This is a genomic window from Streptomyces sp. MJM8645 (assembly GCF_001625365.1).
GTDB lineage: Bacteria > Actinomycetota > Actinomycetes > Streptomycetales > Streptomycetaceae > Kitasatospora.
In genome coordinates, this window is record NZ_LJJF01000001.1 from 3,188,778 (window position 1) to 3,205,916 (window position 17,139).

11 protein-coding genes and 1 riboswitch are annotated in these 17,139 nt (G+C 74.2%); of the genes, 1 reads left to right on the top strand and 10 read right to left on the bottom strand.

The features are described 5' to 3' along the window. Positions 1 to 259: 259 nt before the first annotated feature. The 6 genes from A6F73_RS13515 to A6F73_RS13540 form a co-directional block, all read right to left on the bottom strand. Positions 260 to 1,195 (bottom strand): Ppx/GppA phosphatase family protein, encoded by a 936-nt coding sequence (locus A6F73_RS13515; RefSeq protein ID WP_063348031.1) that lies wholly within the window; start codon positions 1,193 to 1,195, stop codon positions 260 to 262. A 2-nt stretch (positions 1,196 to 1,197) separates the two neighbouring features. After that, positions 1,198 to 1,866: a DUF501 domain-containing protein gene (locus A6F73_RS13520; RefSeq protein WP_079136261.1), complete on the bottom strand. Its 669-nt coding sequence runs from the start codon at positions 1,864 to 1,866 to the stop codon at positions 1,198 to 1,200. Next, on the bottom strand, positions 1,838 to 2,344 hold the full coding sequence (locus A6F73_RS13525; protein ID WP_063348033.1) for a septum formation initiator family protein: 507 nt from the start codon (positions 2,342 to 2,344) through the stop codon (positions 1,838 to 1,840). Before A6F73_RS13525 ends, A6F73_RS13520 begins: the two co-directional genes overlap by 29 nt. Positions 2,345 to 2,525: 181 nt before the next feature. Further along, positions 2,526 to 3,812: a phosphopyruvate hydratase gene (gene eno / locus A6F73_RS13530; protein ID WP_063348034.1), complete on the bottom strand. Its 1,287-nt coding sequence runs from the start codon at positions 3,810 to 3,812 to the stop codon at positions 2,526 to 2,528. A gap of 267 nt (positions 3,813 to 4,079) precedes the next feature. Next, entirely contained in the window at positions 4,080 to 4,997 is a 918-nt protein-coding gene (locus tag A6F73_RS44000; protein ID WP_063348035.1) for a transglycosylase family protein, read from the bottom strand. 5 nt (positions 4,998 to 5,002) lie between these two features. Beyond that, a riboswitch (cyclic di-AMP (ydaO/yuaA leader) is annotated at positions 5,003 to 5,170 on the bottom strand. Between the two features lie 210 nt (positions 5,171 to 5,380). Then, complete coding sequence (locus A6F73_RS13540; RefSeq protein WP_063348036.1) at positions 5,381 to 6,673, bottom strand: cytochrome P450; 1,293 nt, start codon at positions 6,671 to 6,673, stop codon at positions 5,381 to 5,383. Between the two features lie 275 nt (positions 6,674 to 6,948). Here A6F73_RS13540 and A6F73_RS13545 point away from each other — a divergent pair, with 275 nt between their 5' ends. Continuing rightward, positions 6,949 to 7,374, top strand: coding sequence for an SDR family NAD(P)-dependent oxidoreductase (locus tag A6F73_RS13545; protein ID WP_063348037.1), 426 nt, complete (start codon positions 6,949 to 6,951; stop codon positions 7,372 to 7,374). Positions 7,375 to 7,391: 17 nt separating this feature from the next. Here the strand turns inward: A6F73_RS13545 and A6F73_RS13550 are convergent, their stop codons facing one another. The 4 genes from A6F73_RS13550 to A6F73_RS13565 form a co-directional block, all read right to left on the bottom strand. Then, on the bottom strand, positions 7,392 to 8,420 hold the full coding sequence (locus tag A6F73_RS13550; RefSeq protein ID WP_063348038.1) for a MazG family protein: 1,029 nt from the start codon (positions 8,418 to 8,420) through the stop codon (positions 7,392 to 7,394). 63 nt (positions 8,421 to 8,483) lie between these two features. After that, positions 8,484 to 12,137: a transcription-repair coupling factor gene (gene mfd / locus A6F73_RS13555; protein ID WP_063348039.1), complete on the bottom strand. Its 3,654-nt coding sequence runs from the start codon at positions 12,135 to 12,137 to the stop codon at positions 8,484 to 8,486. Positions 12,138 to 12,902: 765 nt separating this feature from the next. Further along, entirely contained in the window at positions 12,903 to 14,285 is a 1,383-nt protein-coding gene (locus tag A6F73_RS13560) for a hypothetical protein (protein WP_063348040.1), read from the bottom strand. 266 nt (positions 14,286 to 14,551) lie between these two features. Then, positions 14,552 to 17,089: an SUKH-4 family immunity protein gene (locus A6F73_RS13565; RefSeq protein ID WP_063348041.1), complete on the bottom strand. Its 2,538-nt coding sequence runs from the start codon at positions 17,087 to 17,089 to the stop codon at positions 14,552 to 14,554. Positions 17,090 to 17,139: the final 50 nt, after the last annotated feature.

Genomic DNA, 17,139 nt, shown 5'->3' on the forward strand with positions numbered 1-17,139 from the left:
ACGATCCGTACGGCGCCCGGGTTCCCGCTCGTGATTTCGATTTTCAAACCTCAACCGAGGCTTGACCTGCGATCCAGGGGTCGTCACGGCGAGCAGACCTTCGGTCCCACATTTCGGACGTAGCGGGCGAGCGGGTGCGACGAATGACTGGATCGCCATGTGAAGAAATTCACGAACTTTCCCGCACCGGTCCGGGCGCGCCCCGGCCCCGGACCCCCGAAAGGGGTGCCGGGGCCGGTCGGGTAAGGCCCGCAGGAGGTCAGGAGGCCATACTCCAGGCGATGCCGTCCAGGATGTCGTGCTCGCTCACGACCACCTCGGCCGCGCCCGTCCGCTCCATGATCTCCAGCAGCTCCAGCGCGCCGGCCGCGATCACGTCCACCCGGCCCGGGTGCATCGACGGGATGGCCGCGCGCTCGGCGTGGGTGGCACCCAGCAGCTCACGGGCGATCCCGGCGACCCGCTCCCGGCCGATCCGCGAGTGGTGGATCGCCGCCGAGTCGTAGGCCGGCAGGTCCTGGGCGATCGCGGACACCGTGGTGACCGTCCCGGCCAGGCCCACCAGGGTGGCCGCGCCGCGCAGCGGGACGACCTCCTCGGCCTTGTCCAGCTCGGCCCGCACGTGCGCCCGGGCCGTCTCGATCTGCTCCGGCGAGGGCAGCTCGGCGCCGCCGAAGTGCCGCTCGGTGAGCCGGACGCAGCCGATGTCCACCGAGCGCGCCGCCTGCACGTCCGCACCGCCCAGCACGAACTCGGTCGAGCCGCCGCCGAGGTCGAACACCAGGTACGGCGCCGGGAACTGGCCGCCGGTCAGCTCCTTGGTGGCGCCCACGAAGGACAGGTGCGCCTCCTCCTCGCCGCTCACCACCTCGGGCTCGACGCCCAGGATCGCGCGCACGCCCTCGACGTACTCGTCGCTGTTCTCGGCGTCCCGCGAGGCGCTGGTGGCGACGAAGCGGGTGCGCTCCGGGCCGACCCCGAACCCGGCGATGACCTCCCGGTACTCGCGGCAGGCCGCGAAGGTGCGGGCCAGCGCGTCCGGGTGCAGCCGGCCGGTCTGGTCCACGCCCTGGCCCAACCGGTTGATGATCATGCGGCGGTCGAGGTCGGTGATCTCCCCGGTGGCCGGGTCCAGGTCGGCGACCAGCAGCCGGATCGAGTTGGTGCCGCAGTCGATCGCGGCCACCCGGGTCATGCTCACGCGGACTCCCCGGGGTCGGACTCCTCGGCGGCCCGCTTCTTCGCGGCGCGCTCGGCGGCCTTCTGCTGCTTGGCCTCGATCACGGCCTGGTGGTCCTGCTCCTTGGCCCGGTTGCGGGCGACCCGCCCACCGGCGGCCTCGACCTCGGCCGGGGAGACGCAGGGGCCCTTGGCCCACCAGTCCTCCAGCAGGCCGATCGCCTCGTCGCCGAGCGGGTTGACGCCCTCGCCGGCCGCCAGCGAGTGGCCGACCAGCACGTGCAGGCACTTCACCCGGTCCGGCATGCCGCCGGCGCTCGGGAAGCCCTCCAGCACCTCGATGGCGTCGCGCCGGGCGATGTAGTCCTCGTGCGCCTTCTGGTAGGCGGCGGCCAGCTCCGGGTCCTCGGCGAGCCGGGCGGTCTGCTCCTTCATCACGCCGTCCGCCTCCAGGGTGCCGATCAGCGAGGCGGCCTTGGGGCAGGTCAGGTAGTACAGCGTCGGGAACGGCGTGCCGTCCGGCAGTCGGGGGGCCGTCTCCACGACGTCCGGGTTGCCGCAGGGGCAGCGGTGCGCCACGCCGCGCAGGCCGCGCGGCACCCGGCCGAGCTGGGCGGCGATGGCGGCGACGTCGGCGTCGGAGACGGCGGGGTGGTTCTCAGTGGTCATGGGGGGAGGTGTCTCCAGCGGGGGACGGTGGGAGCGGACGGGGGGAGGCGGGGGCGGCGGCGTCGGTGGTGTCGGCGGCGTCGACCGAGTCCCAGATGCTGGCGTACCAGGGCTTGGCGGCCCGCGCCGAGCCGCCGGACGCGCCGTCGGAGGCGGCCGAGCCGGCGGCGGCAGCGGAACCGGTGGCGGACGCCGAGGGCCGGGCGGCGGCCGGACCGGCCGGATCCACCGCGATGTACGGGGTCTCCCCCGGCATCGCGTAGTGCAGCCGGGCGCGGGCCTGCGCCTTGACGTACTCGGGGTCCTGCCAGCGGGCCTTCTCCCGGCGCAGCTGCTCGACCTGCTGGCGGGAGCGGTCGGCCTTCGCCTGCTGGGCGGAGATCTCGGCGCGCTGGGAGATGAACTGCCGCGTCGGGTAGGCGAGGATCGCCACCAGCGAGCAGAGCACCAGGACGAGGACGGTCGCCCGGCTCGTGAAGCGAGGCCGGGCCGCCAAGCCCGGGATCCTCCAGCCTGCCATCTCCCGTTCCCCTCCTGGTCGCGACGGTGCCCCGCCGTCCACCCTACGGGGTGAACGGCGGGGCACCGGTCAGGCGTGCTCACCGGTCGGCGGAGCGACCGTGCTCGCCGCTCCGAGGAGCGGCTGTGCTTGCTACTCCGCGGAGCGGCTGTGCTTGCTATTCCGCGGAACGGAAACGCGGGAAGGCGCCGCGGCCGGCGTACTCGGCGGCGTCGTCGAGGATCTCCTCGATGCGAAGCAGCTGGTTGTACTTGGCGACGCGCTCGGAGCGGGCCGGGGCGCCGGTCTTGATCTGGCCGCAGTTCGTGGCGACGGCCAGGTCGGCGATGGTGACGTCCTCGGTCTCGCCGGAGCGGTGCGACATCATGCAGCGGTAGCCGTTGCGCTGGGCCAGCTCGACGGCGTCCAGGGTCTCGGTCAGCGAGCCGATCTGGTTCACCTTCACCAGCAGCGCGTTGGCGGTGCCGGTCTCGATGCCCCTGGCCAGGCGGGCCGGGTTGGTGACGAACAGGTCGTCGCCGACCAGCTGGACCTTGTCGCCCAGCTTGACGGTCATGGCCTTCCAGCCGTCCCAGTCCGACTCGTCCAGCGGGTCCTCGATGGAGACCAGCGGGTAGGAGTCGACCAGCTCGGCGTAGTACTCGATGAGCTCGGCGGCGGAGATGGCCTTGCCCTCGAACTGGTAGGCGCCGTCCTCGTAGAACTCGGACGCGGCGACGTCCAGGGCGAGCGCGATGTCGCGGCCGGGCACGTAGCCGGCCTTCTGGATGGCCTCGGTGATGAGGTCCAGGGCCTCGCGGTTGCTGTCCAGGTTCGGCGCGAAGCCGCCCTCGTCGCCGAGGCCGGTGGACAGGCCGCGCTCCTTCAGCACGCCCTTGAGGGTGTGGTAGACCTCGACGCCCCAGCGGACGGCCTCGGAGAAGGACTCCGCGCCGATCGGGGCGATCATGAACTCCTGGATGTCGACGTTGGAGTCCGCGTGCGAACCGCCGTTGAGGATGTTCATCATCGGAACGGGCAGCACGTGCGCGTTCGGGCCGCCCAGGTAGCGGAACAGCGGCAGGTCGCTGGCCTCGGAGGCGGCGTGCGCCACGGCCAGCGAGACGCCCAGGATCGCGTTGGCGCCGAGCGAGGACTTGTCCGGGGTGGCGTCCAGGTCGAGCATGGCCTGGTCGATCAGGCGCTGCTCGGTGGCGTCGTAGCCGACGAGCTCCGGGCCGATCTGCTCGATGACGGCCAGGACGGCCTTCTCCACGCCCTTGCCGAAGTAGCGGTTCTTGTCACCGTCGCGCAGCTCCAGCGCCTCGAAGGCGCCGGTGGAGGCACCCGACGGGACAGCGGCACGACCGGTGCTGCCGTCGTCGAGGCCGACCTCGACCTCGACCGTGGGGTTGCCACGCGAGTCGAGAATCTCACGGGCTACGACGACATCGATGGACGGCACGAGGCATCTCCTTGCGGAAGCAGGGTCCGGCTGACGTTGGGTGCTGCCGGCGGGACGATTGCGGAGTCGTTACGACCAGAGCCTAACCGCCCCGGCCCCCGGGGCCGCGCTGGCCTCGGTCCCGTCTCAGCGTGTGGCCCCGCTACCCACCAGTAGTTCACCTGCTTGCCCGATCGAAGCGGGCGAATACGGGGGAATGCGGGCGAAGGGGGACGGCGCCCGTCCCCCTTCGCCCGCAGGGCGCGGGCCGCTCAGGGCCCGGGCCGCTCAGCCGAGGTGCAGCACCTGGCCGGGCATGATCAGGTTGGGGTTGCCGCCGACGGTGCCGCGGTTGCCGTCGTACACCGACTGCCAGCCGCCGGACACGCCCTGGGCGGCGGCGATCGTCGACAGCGTGTCGCCGGCCCGGACGGTGTAGTCGTGACCGCCCTGCGCGGCGGCGGGCTGCGCGGCCGGGGCGGACTGTGCGGGCTGCGCGGCGCGGGGCGCGTACTGCGGCTGGGCGGCGGGCTGGCCCGCGTACTGCTGGTAGACGCTCTGGTGGCTGGTCCAGTACCAGGCGCCGTTGTTCTGGTACCAGTACACCTTCGCGTCGGCGTCCCAGCCGGCCTTGCCGGAGAAGCCCTGGGTCTGCGGCTGCGTCTGCTGCGGGGCCTGCTGGACGGGCTGCTGGGCGGCCGGCTTCGGGGCGGCCTGCTGGACCGGCTGCCGGGCGGGCTTCGGGGTCTGCGCCTGCTGGGTCGGCTTGGCGGCGGGCTGCTTGGCGGGCTTGGCATCCGTGGAGGTGTCCACGGAGGCCGGGGCGCCGCCCTTGCTCAGACCGGCCTTCTGGGAGCAGACGGGCCAGGCGCCCGGGCCCTGCGAGGCCAGCACCTTCTCGGCGACCGAGATCTGCTGCGCCTTGCTGGCCTGGTTGGCCTGCGGGGCGTAGGAGGTGCCGCCGTACGCCTTCCAGGTGCTGGACGTGAACTGCAGGCCGCCGGAGAAGCCGTTGCCGGTGTTGATGCTCCAGTTGCCGCCGCTCTCGCACTGGGCGACGGCGTCCCAGGTGGAGGCCGGGGCGGCGGAGGCGCCGGTGGCGGTGAGGAGCGGCATCGCGAGTCCGACGCCGGCCACACCGGCGACGGCGATGGCCTTCTCGGTCTGGGTGCGACGACGGTGGCGGCCAGTTCCAACGAACAGCATGACGAGGTCCCTCTCCGCACGCCTGCGAGGTGAGCTGTCGGGTTCGGACCGGGAGGTGGCCCGGCCGCCGAAAGCGGAAACGATTCCGCTCGGGCGGCTTCACCCCAAGCCGTTGGGGAACGGCAACAAACCTGGTTCCCCCGCCCCTGCCCAGGGTCTGGTCGGTTTCCCGTGACGCGGCGGGCAGGATTCGGCGTTCCGCGCACGAGGTCCGCAGCTGCGAACTCCAGGGAGAGTAGACAGATCATCAGACCAATAACAAGCTCATATCACCGATATCACACACAAATTACGGCGCGTGGTCAATCGCCCACCAACGGCGGCGGTATGTCCGGATTAATGCGGGTTCAGACCTGGCTCCACGACGAGCTGGAGACGTGCCGTCAGCGTGTCGGAGCGTCGGCCGGCGTGACCGGCGCGTGCGGAGAGCGGGCCTCCGGAGTGAATTCGACCGGGAGTTCCCGCAGGCCACGCATGATCAGGCCGCCCCGCCAGCGCAGGTTCTCCGGGTTTTCCGCGAGCCGCAGGTCCGGCAGCCGGGAAAGCAGCGTGGTCAGTGCGCTCCGCCCCTCCAGGCGGGCCAGCGGAGCGCCGATGCAGTAGTGGATCCCGTGGCCGAAACCCAGGTGCGGATTGTCCGTGCGGGCCAGGTCCAGGGTGTTCTCGTCCGCGAACCTGGCCGGATCGCGATCCGCCGCGGCCAGCACCACCAGCACCGGATCGCCCACCGGGATGTCCACCCCGCCGATCGACAGCGGCCGCGTCGCGAAGCGCCACGTCGCCATCTCCACCGGCCCGTCGTAGCGCAGGAGTTCCTCGATCCCGGTGTCCAGCAGCGCCGTCTCGCCGCGCACCACCGACTCCTGCAGCAGCCTGCGCTGCTCCGGGTTGCGCAGCAGCGCGTACGTGCCGTTGCCGATCAGGTTGACGGTCGTCTCGAACCCCGCAAACAGGAGGATGAACGCCATCGCGGCGGCCTCGTTCTCGTTCAGGTGCTCGCCGTGGTCGCTCGCCCGGATCAGGCCCGAGATCAGGTCCTCGCCCGGATCCGCCCGCTTGCGGTGGATCAGCTCCAGCAGGTACGCCCGCATCCGCTTCACCGCCCGCCCCACGCCGCCGCGTTGGCCGCCGCCGTGCCGGATCATCATCCCGGCCCAGTCCCGGAAGTCGTCCTGGTCCTCGGCCGGCACGCCCAGCAGGTCGCAGATCGCGTAGATGGGGAGCGGGAACGCGAACTCGTGGATCAGGTCCGCCGAACCGCGCTGCGCGAAGCCGTCGATCAGCCGGTCCGTGAGCTGCTGCACCCGCGGCTCGAACTCCGCCACCCGGCGCGGCGTGAACGCCTTCGACACCAGCCGGCGCAGCCGGGTGTGGTCCGGCGGGTCGATGTTCAGCAGATGCGTCATCAAGTCCGCCTGGCGCTCCCCCGGAATTCCCACCCGCCCGGTGCGGTGCGCCTGCTCGCTGTGGTGCGCCGGGTTCTTCGACAGCCTGCTGTCCGCCAGCGCCTGCCGCGCGTCCGCGTAGCGGGTCACCAACCAGGCCTCCACCCCGCTCGGCAGCGTCGTGCGGTGCACCGGGGCGTGCTCGCGCAACCAGGCGTATGCGGGGTACGGATCGGTGGCGAACTCCCAGGTGAAGAGCTGCGGGGCGGCGGGGTCGGGCTGCACTGGCATGCGTCGACCGTATCCGGTGGGTCGGGGCCGCACCGCCTCCGGCGACCCCGACCGGCGGAGCCGGATCGTCGACACCCGGCGGACGGCCCGCCAACGCTCCGTGGACGCCTCGTGGACGGTCCGTGGACAGCTCTTGGACAGCTCTTGGCCGGGCGGCGGGCGTGACCCTGGTCACCTGAGGGGTAATCCCTGTTGCGGAGGGTCAGGACCTGCCTACGATCCTCCGCAGAAATCGTGGGCGCCGGTGCGGTGTCGCCCACAGGGAGGAGCAGACCATGCGGGTCAGCGGGTCAGTCGTCGTCATCGCGGTACTCGACGGCGGATCGGGAGCCGAGCTCGCCCGCCGGTTCGCCGCCGCCGGAGCCGCCGGAGTGCTGATCGCCGACCAGCGGGCCGGCGTCGCCGAGGACCTCGCCACCGAACTCGACCGGCCGGGCTGCCCCGTCGTCGGCGTCGGCGGCGACATCCGCCGCCCCAGCGACATCGCCGCCCTCGTCGACACCGCCGAGAAGCACCTCGGCCCCATCGACCTGTTCTGCGTCGCCGGCCCCGACGGAGAGCGGATCGTCTCCCTCGCCGAACTGCCCGCCCGCCTCGACCTCGAACGCCTCGCCGAACTCCTCGCCCTCGTCGGCGAGGCCATCGGCGAAGTCGTCCCCCGGCAGCGGCGGCCGATCGAGAACACCGCCACGGCCGCCTGAGGCCCCGCCCGGGCCCGCTACTCGCCGACCGGCTTGAGGCCCTCGGCCGCGCGCACCGCGTCCCGGTAACCGCGCGCGGCCGAGCGCAGCGCCGCGTCCACGTCCACCCCGGCGTCGTGCGCCCGCTGGGCCACCGCCAGCAGCAGCCGGCCCGCCGACTGCGCCGTCAGCTCCGCCGGCAGCGCGTACGGCTCGTCCGGCACGCCCGCGAAGCCCGCCCGGCGCACCCGAGACACCAGCTTCGCCGCGTACGCCAGCGACGGCAGCCCGGCCGGCACGCCGTCCAGCACCGACTCCCGGTCCGCCTTCTCGGCCGCCTTCAGCTGCTCCCAGTTCGCCTCCACCTCGGCGGCGCCCTCCGCCTCGACGTCCCCGAACACGTGCGGGTGCCGGTACATCAGCTTCTCGACGATGTCACCGGCCACGTCGTCGATCGAGAACGCCTCCTCCGGGTGCTCCTCGGCGATCCGGGAGTGGAAGAACACCTGGAGCAGCACGTCGCCCAACTCCTCGCGCAGCGTCTCCCGGTCCCCCTCCTCGATCGCCTCGACCAGCTCGTACGCCTCCTCGACCAGGTACTTCACCAGGCTCTCGTGCGTCTGCTCGGCGTCCCACGGGCAACCGCCCGGCGAGCGCAGCCGGTCCATCACCGACACCAGGTCCAGCAGCCGCGCCCCCGGCAGGTCGTACGACCCCGGCAGCACCTCGATCTCCGGCACCTCACCGGCGTGCTCCACCGCCAGCCGCGCCAGCGCGTCCGTCAGCCCCGGATCCCCGTCCGGGCTGCCCAGCCACACCGTCGGCCCGGCCCCGCCCGGCTGCCCGGTCAGCAGCCGCGCCAGCGCCGGCGCCGACCCCGCCGCCACGACCTCGACCTCCACCCCGGCCTGCCGCACCGCCGCCACCTGCGGATGCCCCGCGTCCGCCGCCAGCACCCGTCCTGCCGACCGCAGTGCCTCCCACGCCGGCCACGCCAGCAATCCGGGGGCCACCCGGTGGGTGGTCGTCAGCAGGATCAGCTTCGCGTCCGGAACATTCGTCGTCACACCCCGAACCTACCCGCCGCCCGCCCGGGGCGGGGACGGGGCGGACGGTGGGGCGGGCGGGGGCTACTTCTTCGACCCCGTCAGGTCGTCGAACATCGCCGACAGGAACTCGCTGCACCAGCCCAGCAGCTCCCGCCCGACCAGCGGCTTGCCGCCGATCCGCCCGGTGCTCGGCCGCGGCACCAGCAGCTGCTGGGCGGCCGCCTTGACCTGGCTGCGCGGGTAGAGCCGGTTCAGCCGCAGCTGCTGGGACTCCCGCAGCTCCACCGGCCCGAACCGGACGTTGGCCCCCTGGAGGGTGATGTCCGCGATGCCGCACCGCCGGGCGTACAGCCGCAGCGCCGCGACCAGCAGCAGGTTCTCCACCGGCTCGGGCAGCTTGCCGTAGCGGTCGACGAGCTCGTCCCGGACCTGCTGGATGTCCGCCTCCGAGTTGACCGCCGCGATCGAGCGGTACGCCTGCAGCCGCAGCCGCTCGCCGGGCGCGTAGTCGTGCGGCACGTGCGCGTCGACCGGCAGCTCGATCTTCACCTCCAGCGGCTCCTCCTCCGGCTCGCCGCCGTTCGCCAGCGACTCGCGGAACTCGGCCACCGCCTCGCCGACCATCCGCATGTAGAGGTCGAAGCCGACGCCCGCGATGTGCCCGGACTGCTCGCCGCCGAGCAGGTTGCCGGCGCCGCGGATCTCCAGGTCCTTCATCGCCACGTACATGCCGGCGCCCATCTCGGTGTGCTGGGCGATGGTGGCCAGGCGCTCGTGCGCGGTCTCGGTGAGCGGCTTCTCCGGCGGGTACAGCATGTACGCGTAGCCGCGCTCGCGGCCCCGGCCGACCCGGCCGCGCAGCTGGTGCAGCTGGGAGAGGCCGAAGGTGTCCCCGCGCTCGACGATCAGGGTGTTGGCGTTGGAGATGTCGATGCCGGACTCCACGATCGTGGTCGACACCAGGACGTCGAACTCCTTCTCCCAGAAGTCGACGACGACCTTCTCCAGCTGGTTCTCCCCCATCTGCCCGTGCGCGGTGGCGATCCGCGCCTCGGGGACGAGGTCCTTGAGCCGGGCGGCCGCCTTGTCGATCGACTCCACCCGGTTGTGGATGTAGAACACCTGGCCCTCGCGCAGGAGTTCGCGACGGATCGCGGCCGAGATCTGCTTCTCGTCGTAGGGGCCGACGAAGGTCAGCACCGGGTGCCGCTCCTCCGGCGGGGTGGTGATGGTGGACATCTCGCGGATGCCGGTGACGGCCATCTCCAGGGTGCGCGGGATCGGCGTCGCGGACATGGTGAGCACGTCGACGTTGGCGCGCAGCTTCTTCAGCTGCTCCTTGTGCTCGACGCCGAAACGCTGCTCCTCGTCGACGATGACCAGGCCGAGGTCCTTGAACCTGGTCTCGGAGGAGAACAGCCGGTGGGTACCGATGACGACGTCCACCGAGCCCTCGAACAGGCCCTCCAGCACGGCCTTGGCCTCGCTGTCGCTCTGGAACCGGGAGAGCGCCTTCACCGACACCGGGAAGTTGGCGTACCGCTCGGCGAAGGTGGAGAAGTGCTGCTGCACCAGCAGCGTGGTCGGCACCAGCACCGCCACCTGCTTGCCGTCCTGCACCGCCTTGAACGCGGCGCGCACCGCGATCTCGGTCTTGCCGTAGCCGACGTCGCCGCAGATCAGCCGGTCCATCGGGACGGACTTCTCCATGTCGGACTTGACCTCGGCGATGGTGGTCAGCTGGTCCGGCGTCTCCGCGTACGGGAAGGCGTCCTCCAGCTCGCGCTGCCAGGGGGTGTCCGGGCCGAAGGTGTGGCCGGGGGCGGCCATCCGGGCCGAGTACAGCTTGATCAGGTCGGCGGCGATCTCCTTGACCGCCTTCTTGGCCCGCTGCTTGGTCTTCGCCCAGTCCGCGCCGCCGAGCCGGTGCAGCGTCGGGGCCTCGCCGCCGACGTACTTGGTGACCTGGTCGAGCTGGTCGGTCGGCACGAACAGCCGGTCGCCGGGGTGGCCGCGCTTGGCCGGGGCGTACTCCAGCACCAGGTACTCGCGGGTGGCGCCCTGGACGGTGCGCTGCACCATCTCGACGTACCGGCCGACGCCGTGCGCCTCGTGGACGACGTAGTCGCCGGCGGCCAGGGCCAGCGGGTCGATCGCGTTGCGGCGCCGGGACGGCATCCGGCGCATGTCCTTGGTGGAGGACTTCTGGCCGGACAGGTCGGTCTCGGTGATGACCGTGAGTTTCAGGGCCTCGTCGACGAAGCCGTGCTCGATCGAGCCGCAGGAGACGTAGACGACGTCCCGGGTGGGCGCCTCGGCGAGGTCGGCGACCAGCCGGGCCGGGATGCCCTCGTTGCCGAGCACCTCGGCGAGCCGGGAGGCGGGCCCGTGGCCCTCCGTCACCATCACGACCCGCCAGTCGGCGGCCAGCCGCTCCTTGGCGTCGGCGATCGCCCGGGCGGTGTCGCCCCGGTAGGCCTCGACGGCGTGCATGCCGAGGGTGAGCGTGTTGGCGTCGCCGTGCCAGTCAGCGGCTCCGCCGCGGGCAAGCACCTCGTCCACGGTGGACTCGCTGGTCGCGAACGGGCTGACCGACCACCAGGGCAGGCCGATCTCGGCGGCGTGCTCGCGCACCTCGGCGAGCGAGCGCAGCGAGGCGGCGGAGACGTCGATGGTCTCCAGGTCGATCGGCCGGTCCCCGCCGGCCGCGGCCGCCACCCAGGAGGCGTGCAGGAACTCCTGGCTGGTCGCCACCAGGTCGGCGGCCCGGGTGCGGACCCGCTCGGGGTCGCAGACCACGGCGACCGAGCCGAGCGGCAGCACGTCCATCAGCAGTTCCATGTCGTCCACCAGGACGGGCGCCAGCGACTCCATGCCCTCGACCGCGATGCCCTCGGCGATCTTGTCCAGGATCTCGGCCAGCCCGGGGTGCGCGGCGGCCAGCTCGGCGGCCCGCGCCCGCACCTCGTCGGTGAGCAGCAGCTCACGGCAGGGCGGCGCCCACAGGCCGTGCTGGGCGATCTCCAGCGAGCGCTGGTCGGCGACCTTGAAGTAGCGGATCTCCTCGACGTCGTCGCCCCAGAACTCCACCCGCAGCGGGTGCTCCTCGGTCGGCGGGAAGACGTCCAGGATGCCGCCGCGGACGGCGAACTCGCCGCGCTTCTCGACCAGTTCGACGCGCGCGTAGGCGGCGGCGGAGAGCCGCCGGGCGACCTCCTCCAGGTCGTGCGACTCGCCGCGCTGGACGGCCACCGGCTCCAGCTCGGCCAGCCCCTTGACCTGCGGCTGGAGCACCGAGCGGACCGGCGCGACGACCACCTGCACCGGGCCGGCCGCCGGGTCGTCCGCCCGCGGGTGCACGATCCGGCGCAGCACGGCCAGCCGGCGCCCGACGGTGTCCGAGCGGGGCGACAGCCGCTCGTGCGGCAGGGTCTCCCAGGCCGGGTACTCGGCGACCGCGTCCGGCGGCAGCAGCGAGCGCAGCGAGGCGGCGAGGTCCTCGGCCTCCCGGCCGGTCGCGGTGACGGCGAGCACCGGACGGCCCCGCTCGCCGGCGGCCTGGCCGGCCAGCGCGCGGGCGAGCGCGGCGATGGCGAACGGCCGGGCGGCGGGCGGTCCGACCAGGTCCAGGTGGCGGCGGCCGCCGGCCGCGGCTCCGGTGGCGGTCGCCGCCTCGATGGCCTCGGCGAGCGCCGAGTCCCGCGCGACGACATCGAGCAGTCCGGTCAGACTCATCAGGGTCTCTTCTTCGTCCCGTGGCTGGTGCTGCCTCCGGGCGGCAGAGGCCTGCCGGGGCAACGCGAACGGCCCGGCACGCCGAGCGGCCGGGGGTATCCAGCCTACGCCGCGGCACGGACGCACACGCGGCGTACGGCCCGGCGGGGCCGGGCGGGAACGAACCACCGTCCGGGGCGACGAACGGCCCCGGACGGAGCCCGTGACCGGACCGCGACCGGACCGCGGACGAACCACTGGACGGAACACCGGACCGGCCGGTGGACGAACCGTCCGGCCCCTGGTCAGATTCGGCTCCGCGATCTGCCACGAACTGGACATACTCCTGTCACTGCCTGTCCATGGAGATCGCGCACCATGGTGAATGTGCCCGCCGCACCCAACCGTGGGGGATGGCTGTGGCGGCACTGTCGCACCCCCGATGGGGGTCGGAGGTGCGAGGCCGGGCGACCCTGGGTGGGGGCGCCCGCCCAAGCGCCGGGAACCGTGGCGCCCTTTCCTGGAGGGCGCCACGGGTCTCGGCCTCACTCGTGGTCGCCGCCCTGCCGGACCGCGTTCCGGCCCGCCGCCGCCACCAGGCGTGCGGCGACTACCGGCGCGACAGGTCGACGCCGTACCGCTCCTCTTCGATTCGCCGCCCCGGCCGGCTACCGGCGCCGGCCGATCGACCGCAACGCGAAGGCCCTGACCGCCCCAGCGGGAGCGGTCAGGGCCCAGGACGCGAAGCTCACCCGGCTGATCGCGGGCGAGCCGCCGGCGCGGCGGTCAGCGACGCCGGTAGCTCACCGTGTTCGGGGTGGCGTAGCCGGCGCCGTCGTCCACGATGACGATCTTCGGGATGATCCGGGTCTCGTCCTGCGGCTCCTTCTCGGCGCCTTCGCCGTCGCCGTCGGCCTCCCCCGACCGGGGCGGTCCGACCGGCTTCGGCGGCGCCGCGGCCGGCACGACCGGACCGGTCGCCACCGCCCCGGCGGGCGCGCCGGACGCACCGGACGCGCCGGAACCGCTCGCGGCCCCGGCGACGGAGGCCCCGCCCACGACCGGCATCCGCAGCCCGGCCGCCGGCTTCTCCCGCGCGGCCGGCGCGGTCGGCGCGGCCGACGCGGCCGACGCGACGGCCTTCCGCAGGTCGGCCACCTCGATCTCGCCGGTGTCCGCCTCCGAGTCCACCGGCGCCGCGTCCACCGGCCCCGCGTCGGCGACCGCGTCCGCGACCCGCCGGGCGTCCGCCGGCCCGGCGACCGCCGCCGCCAGCCGCTCCGGCTCGATGGCGCCGACCGCCGCGCCGGTGAGCGAGGCCAGCGTGGCCTTGATGTGGTCCAGGTGCTTCTGCACGGTCTCCAGACGGCCGTCGAACTCGCTCTGCTCGCGTTCGCTCGCCGCGTTGATCCGCTCGGCCTCCCGGCGGGCCTGCTCGATCAGCTGGTCGGCCTTGGCCTGGGCGTCGGTCTCCAGCTGCTTGATCCGGCCGAGCACGGTCTCCCGGTGCTGCTCGGCCTCCTTGACCCGGCGCTCGGCGGTCGCGGAGACCTGGGCGTCCTCGGCGTCGGCCTTGGTCTGGGCCTGGGCGAAGGTCTCGTCGGCCTTGCGGCGCAGCTCGGCGAGCGTGGCCTCGGCCTGCTCGCCGGCCTCGGCGGCGGCCACCCGCACCTTGGCGGCGTAGGAGGTGGCGGCGTCCCGGTCGCTGCGGCTCTCCCGGTCGGCCTCGGCCCGGATGCCCTCGGCCTCGGCGCGGGTGCGTTCGTCGGTGCGCCGGGCGGCCTGGTCGGCCTCGGAGCGGGTGGTGGTGGCGTACTCCTTGGCGGCGTGGCCGAGGGCCTGGCCGGCCTCGTAGACCTCGTCCCGGAGGTCCTCGGAGAAGCGCTCGGCCTTCTCCCGGACGGCGCGCGCCTCGTTCTGGGCCATCACCGCCAATCCGGCGGCCTGCTCGCTGAGCACCTCGTAGTCGGGCTCCGGAGCGTCCTCGGCGGCCCGGCGGATGTCGGCCAGCCGGGCCTCCATCTGCCGGAGCCCGGAGCCGAGGACGCTCAGCCGCTCCCACGCCTCGTCGCGCTGCGCGGTGAGGGCGGTGAGGGCTCGGTCGACCTGCTCGGGCGCGTAACCGCGCCGGGCAGAGGTGAAGCCGTACTCGGGGACGGCGTCGCTCATGGGCTCTTCCCCTCATGTCGCGGGCTGCGGAGCCCATGATCGGACGGAACGGACGGATCCGGAACCGGTTCGGCGGCCGGGGCCGAAATCGGACGCCTGGCGGACCGGAATACGTCGAGGACTGGACGAATAGACCCATCCTCTTGACCTATTTTGCGCAGATCTGGGCGAAACCCCAACGAGGCACAGCCACGACGGCATGCCGGAGGGGTCGTTCCAAACACCGGAACGACCCCTCCCCACCTGCGAGGATCCGCGACAACCCGCTACAGCAGGCCGTCCCAGAACTGCTCCAGCAGCACGGCCCACCACGTGTCCGCGGTCTGCAGGGCCGCCGGGTCGATCGCGGCGAGCTGCGCCTGGAAGTCGGTCGTCCAGCGACCGGCCTGGTCCGGGGTCAGCCCGTACCGCAGCCGCCACATCCGGCCCAGCAGGGCCATCGCGCGGACGAACTCCGGTACACCCGTGTTGACGAACCGGGGAGGCTGGCCGGTTCCGTCGACGTCCACGGCGACCACGTTCGCGGTGCCGTACTGGACGCAGAGCTGGCGGCCGTAGTCGTTGCCGAGCACCAGGTAGCCGCCGAAGTCCGGGGCCGCGGGCAGACCGCGCTCGGCGGCCAGCTCGGCGAGCGTCGGGATCGGCCGGCCCTCCTGCGCCTGCGCCCAGAAGAACGGGCCGAAGTCGCGCGGCAGCCCCGCCCACACCAGGGACTGCGACACCGGCTCGGGCACGCCCTGGCGGGAGACCGCGCGCTGCTCGTAGCGGAACACGTTCTGACCGAAGGCCGCCCCGAGCTCCTGGGCGAGCTGCTGCGGCGGGAGCGGCGGCAGCGGCTGGACCGTCCCCGGCGCGGGCAGCGGCACCCGGGACGGGCGGACCCGCTGGGCCCCGGAGGCCAGCTGGTGCAGCTCGTCCAGGTGGTCGAGCAGCTCGGCCATGCCGGCCTGCCGGGACGCGTGGTCGCGGCCGTAGGCGGCGGTGTGGGTGAGCCGGACGTTCGGCCAGGACGCGGCGATCATGCGGTTGCAGTAGCCGCCCGGCAGGTCGCACGACTCCAGCTCGGTGTAGAGCTCCAGCACCTGCTCCGGCGGCACGTTCAGCCGCCGCAGGTCCTGGAGGATCTTCCACTCCGGGTGCGGGGTGCCGGGCTCGCTGCGGTGCAGCAGCTTCTGCTCGGAGCCGTCCGGGCCCCGGTAGCTGAGCGCGGCGAAGTAGCCGGGGCCGACCGTCGGCACCCCCGGCGGGACGGCAGCGCCCTGCGGCACGCCGGGCACCGGCGCCGGCGGGACGGCCGGGGCCGCGCCGCCCGCGTTCGGGTAGCCGTACCCGGGCGCGGGCGCGGCGGGGGCCGCCGGACCACCGGGCGGCGGCGGGACGGCGGGGCCGCCGGACGGCGGGGTGCCCGGGTCGGCCGGCACGGCGCCCAGCAGCGCCGGGTCGATCGCGCCGGCCAGCTGGGTCGCCTCGTACGCCACGCCGGCGGCGGGCGCGGCCGGCGGAACCGGGGCGGGCACCGGGGCGACGGCCCCGCGCAGGCCCGCCGGAGGCGGAGGCGGCGGGGTCGAACCGGCCGCGCGGCCGCCGGGGCCGGCGGCGGGCGCGCCGGCACCCGGGGTGTGCCGCAGCCCCGCGGGCGGGGGCGGCGGCGGGGCGGAGCCCGGGTTGCGGCCGAGCGCGACGCCGTGCGCGCCCGGAGCGGACGCGCCACCGCGCAGCGCGGCCGGAGGAGGAGGCGGCGGGGCCGACCCCGGGTTGCGGCCGAGCCCGGCCTGCGGCGCCGGGGCCGGCGCCGGAGCAGCGGGCGGACCGCCCGGGCCGGGCAGGCCGCCGGGCGCGGCGAGCATGGTCGGCGCGTGCTCCACCGGCGCGGCCGCGGCGGGGGGCGCGACCGGCTGCGGGGCGGCGGCGGGCGGGGCCAGGACGGTCGGCGGCTGCTCCACCCCGCCGGGCGGCCCGGACGGCGCACCCGGCAGGCCCATCAGCCCCGGCACGGCGTCCGGCGACGCGAGCAACGTCGGCGCCGGCTCGACGGCCGCGGGCGGCACGGGCGCCTGGGCGGCGGGCGGCGGGACCGGCGGCATGCCGTAGCCGCCCTCCGGCGGCATCAGCATGGTCGCGGCCTCGGCCCCGGCCGGCGCGGGCGCGTCGGGCAGGTCGGAGCCGGTGGTCCGCAGCCCCTCGGGCATCAGGACAGTGGCCGCCTCGGCCCCGACCGGCGGCACCGGCACGGGGGCCGGGGCCTGCGGCGGGACGGCGAAACCAGCAGGACCGGCAGAACCGGACGGCACGGCGGGCACGGGCGGCACGGCGGGCGCCGCAGCGACCGGCTCGGCCACCGGAACAGCCGGAGCCACCGGAGCAGCCGGAGCCGGAGCCACCTGGCCGCCCAGCCGCTCCGCCTCCGCCGCGATCGCTGCGGCCCCCGCCTCCTGCAGCCACTGCGGCGGGCTGAGCAGGAAGGACGTCGCCTCGACCGGCCCGGGCGCGGGCTTCGCCGCCCCCGCCGGGTTGGCCGCGACCGGCCGCCCGTACGCCTCCTCGTACTGCCGGACCACCTCGTTGACGGGCAGCGCGGGCCAGAGCGTGGTCGCGCCGGAGTCCCGGGCGATCACCAGTCGCGCCTCGCCGGCCGACCCGTCCCCCGCACCCGACGGCCCCGCCGGCCCGTCCCCGGGTGCCACCGCCCAGCAGACGAAGCCCAGGTCGAACTCCCGGACCCGTACCTCGCGCTGCTGCGGCTGCGGCACCCCGCCGTTGATCCACTCCTCGGCGAGCTCCTGCGCCTGCGCGTACGTCACCACGCCCGGTTCACCCCTGTCCCCATCCTCGTCGTCCCCGCTCGTTGCACCGC